Raw genomic sequence first — 3,230 nt, forward strand, 5'->3', positions numbered from 1 at the left:
GACGCCGCGCGCGCGGCTGCCGGACGGTGCCCGGGGGGGTTCACTCGTGACTTCATGGCGGTGAGGGTTCGGCGTTCAGATGTGGCGCTTCGGCCTCGATGCGTCGGGGCGCCCGGCCTCTCGCGAGGCGGGAATGGCCGGCGAGCACACCGTTCCGCGCGGATTATAGCCCCGCTCGCCAGGCGCCGCCAGACCTTCTGGCGGCCCGCGGCGGGCGGTGCTTCCGGGCGTGGAAAGGGGCAACCTAGCACCCCCGGCGAGCCGCGTCAGTAGGGGGCCGCGCCACACCGCGTGGGGAAATTCACCACGTGCTACCGCGCTCCGCGGCGGCTCGCGCGGAGCGGCGGCGCGGGTTAACCTTCGCGCATGGCGAACCCACGCAACCACGCGCCCGCCGGGCGCCGCTCCGCCCCGCCGGCGGCGCCCTCGTGGCGCGACCGCGCGCGGGCCATGCGCAACGTGCCGCCCTTCTTGGGCATGGTGTGGCGCACGCACCGCGGCTACACGGCGGGCATCGCCGCGCTGCGCCTGCTGCGCGCGTTCCTGCCGCTCGCCACGCTGTGGATCGGCAAGCTGATCGTGGACTCGGTAGTGGTCTCCGCCCGCGGCGGCGGTGGCCAGTGGCCGCGCCTCGTCTCCCTCCTGCTGATCGAGCTCGCGCTGGTCGCCGTGGGCGAGGTGGCGGCGCGGACGGGTACGCTGCTGGAGTCGTTGCTGGGCGACCGCTTCTCCAACCAGCTCAGCGTGCGCCTCATGGAGCACGCGGCGGAGCTGGACCTGCAGCACTTCGAGGACCCCCGTTTCTACGATCGCCTGGAGCGCGCCCGCCGGCAGACGGTGGGCCGCATCGCCCTTCTCAGCCAGCTCTTCGGGCTGGCGCAGGACGCGATCACGCTGGTGACGCTCGCGGGAACGCTGCTGGCCTTCTCGCCCGTCACCTTCCTCCTCCTGGTCGTCACCGTCGTCCCGTCGTTCCTGGGCGAGACGCACTTCGCGGCGCTGGGCTATTCCCTGCTCTACCAGTGGACGCCGGAGCGGCGGAAGCTGGACTATTACCGCTTCGTCGCGGCGTCGGAGAAGACGGCGAAGGAGATCAAGCTCTTCGGGCTGTCGCGCTACCTGATCGACCAGTACCGCGAGCTGGCGGAGCGCTTCGAGGCGGCGAATCGCAGCCTGGCGATCCGGCGCAACGCGGTGAGCACCGGCCTCTCGCTCGTCTCCACGCTGGGCTACTACGCGGCGTACGCGACGATCCTGTTCCGCACGGTGCAGGGGTGGCTCACGGTGGGCGACCTGACGCTGCTGTCGGGCACCTTCTCGCGCTCGCGCGACCTGATCCAGCGGATGCTGCTGTCGTTCTCGGACCTGTACGAGCAGGCGCTGTATCTGGACGACCTCTTCCTCTTCTTCGCCATGCAGCCGGGGATCGCGCGGCCGGAGAATGCGGCTCCGTTCCCGCGGCCCATCCGCGGCGGATTCGAGTTCCGCGAGGTGTGGTTCCGGTATCCGGACGAGGTGGCGGAGGACGGGACGGTGCCGCCCGATCCGCCGGACGACGACCGCTCGTGGGTGCTGCGCGGCGTGTCGTTCCGGATCGCGCCGGGGGAGCGGCTGGCGCTGGTGGGCGAGAACGGCGCGGGCAAGACGACGCTCACCAAGCTGCTGGTGCGCCTGTACGAGCCCACGCGCGGCGCGGTGCTGCTGGACGGGCTGCCGCTCTCCGCCTACGATCCGGCGGAGCTGCACGCGGCGGTGGGCGTCATCTTCCAGGACTTCGTGCGCTACGACATGACGGCCGAGGAGAACATCGCCGTCGGCCGCATCACCGCGCTCCAGACGGCGCCGGCGGAGGCGCGGGTGGGTGTGGAAGACGCGGCGCACCGGTCGCTGGCGGCGGAGGTGATCGAGGTGCTGCCGGAGAAGTACGGGACGATGCTGGGGCGGCGGTTCGAGGGCGGAGTGGACCTGTCCGGCGGGCAGTGGCAGAAGGTCGCGCTCGGCCGCGCCTACATGCGGGATGCGCAGCTCCTGATCCTGGACGAGCCGACGGCGGCGCTGGACGCGCGGGCGGAGTACACGGTGTTCGAGCGGTTCGCGGAGCTTACGGAGGGGAAGATGGCGGTGCTCATCTCGCACCGCTTCTCCACGGTGCGGATGGCGGACCGCATCCTGGTGCTGGAGCACGGAAAGGTGCTGGAGGAGGGGACGCACGAGGAGCTTCTGGCGCTCGACGGACGTTACGCGGAGCTGTTCCACCTCCAGGCGCAGGGGTATCGGTAACGAGCGCCGGGCGGTTCTGGAGATGGCGCGCGGCCGACGACCCGCTGGGTGTATGAAACACCCGGCTTTGGACTGCAGGCGTCCTGCGGACGCGGCTCCCTCGCTGCTCGATCTTCCGCACCGGTGCTCGATCATCTCTACCTCTACAGCAAACAACGCATGCATCCTCGCGCTGCCGAGCTGGTCCGGGTGCTGGATCTGAAGCCGCACCCGGAGAATGGGTTCTATCGGGAGATGTTTCGCTCGGCGCGGGCGTTTCGGTCGCGCCAGTGGATGGGCGGGGGGAGCGGGCCGGGCTGACGACGATCTACTATCTGCTGCCGGACGGGGCGTTCAGCCGGTGGCACCGCGTGACGTCGGACGAGGCGTGGCACTTCTACGAGGGCGACGCGCTGGAGCTGGTGTGGCTGGAGGATCAGGGCTCGCGAATGGTACGCGTGACGCTCGGGCCGGTGAGCGAGGGGAGCGTGCCGGTGGCGGTGGTGCCCGCCGGGTGTTGGCAGGCGTGCCGGACGAGCGGGTACACGCTCGCGGGCTGCTCGGTAGGACCGGGCTTCGACTTCGCGGACTTCACCATGCTCTCCGACTCGCCCGCCGAGGCCGCCGAGATCGCCGCACGCTTCCCGGACGCGGCGTCGCTCCTCTGACGCGAGCAGCAGGGGACGCGGTGCGGCGAATCGGCAGGCCGCGCGCGTGATCGAGAGATGCCGTACTCGGAACGGGACAGCGTATCCCTTGGTAGGGGCGGACCTGCGTGTCCGTCCGTTTTTCAGGATGCGAAGGGGATCGCCGGAGGGATTGGTGCTACTCAAACGCGGGAGCACACGCAGGTCATCTGTTCCAACTATTTGCTACGCGGGATGCATTTCCGCTCGGCGTAGCGGGGAGTTCGCTCCAGCGCCGTGCCTGTGGGGAGGGCCGCATAGTCTTGGAGGCGGAGGTCAGGCACT

At 70.4% G+C, this 3,230-nt stretch carries 2 protein-coding genes; both read left to right on the plus strand.

Annotated features, from left to right (window positions below; genetic code table 11):
* Positions 1-366 precede the first annotated feature (366 nt).
* The gene (locus VFE05_06520) at positions 367-2,280 is read left to right on the plus strand and encodes an ABC transporter ATP-binding protein (protein ID HET6229720.1); all 1,914 of its coding nucleotides are present in this window, start codon (positions 367-369) and stop codon (positions 2,278-2,280) included.
* A gap of 269 nt (positions 2,281-2,549) precedes the next feature.
* Positions 2,550-2,927 (plus strand): cupin domain-containing protein, encoded by a 378-nt coding sequence (locus tag VFE05_06525; GenBank protein HET6229721.1) that lies wholly within the window; start codon positions 2,550-2,552, stop codon positions 2,925-2,927.
* Positions 2,928-3,230: the final 303 nt, after the last annotated feature.

The sequence above is a fragment of the Longimicrobiaceae bacterium genome (assembly GCA_035696245.1).
In the GTDB taxonomy this organism is placed as follows: Bacteria; Gemmatimonadota; Gemmatimonadetes; order Longimicrobiales; family Longimicrobiaceae; genus DASRQW01.